The following is a 609-nucleotide window of genomic DNA, read 5'->3' as shown; positions in this document are numbered from 1 at the left end:
TTTACCGGCTATGAAACCAGTATCATCGGCGGTGAGGCCGGGGTTGCGACCAACCTTAACTTCTCTGTTCGGGATGGGAAGAGGGGATTAGATGAGGTGAGCCACAAAAAAAGCGGGCTCAGGATTATCTGAGCCCGGTTTGGGTTTAATAGTATGGCGGCTACCTGCCTGTGCCCGCTATGAAATCCCTATCATCAGCGGTGAGGCCGGGGTTGCGACCAACCTTAACTTCTCTGTTCGGGATGGGAAGAGGTGATTAGATGAGGTGAGCCACAAAAAAAGCGGGCTCAGGATTAGCTGAGCCCGCTTGGGGGTTAATATTGTGGCGGCTACCTACTTTACCGGCTATGAAACCAGTATCATCGTCGGTGAGGCCGGGGTTGCGACCAACCTTACCTTCTCTGTTCGGGATAGGAAGAGGTGATTAGATGAGGTGAGCCACAAAAAAAGCGGGCTCAGGATTAGCTGAGCCCGCTTGGGGGTTAATATTGTGGCGGCTACCTACTTTACCGGCTATGAAACCAGTATCATCGGCGGTGCGGGGCTTAACTTCTCTGTTCGGGATGGGAAGAGGTGATCACCCGCCCCATAGCCACCATCAAGGTCGTT

Annotated in this window: 1 rRNA gene; it reads right to left on the bottom strand. The window is 53.2% G+C overall.

Annotated elements, in window-relative coordinates:
- Nucleotides 1-488: 488 nt before the first annotated feature.
- Nucleotides 489-600: ribosomal RNA gene (gene rrf, locus EZE20_RS23890) — 5S ribosomal RNA — on the bottom strand.
- Nucleotides 601-609 lie beyond the last annotated feature (9 nt).

It is taken from the genome of Arundinibacter roseus, assembly GCF_004348825.1.
In the GTDB taxonomy this organism is placed as follows: Bacteria; Bacteroidota; Bacteroidia; order Cytophagales; family Spirosomataceae; genus Arundinibacter; species Arundinibacter roseus.
Note: the sequence above shows the minus strand (reverse complement) of the source record. Positions and strands in the feature narration are given on the sequence as shown.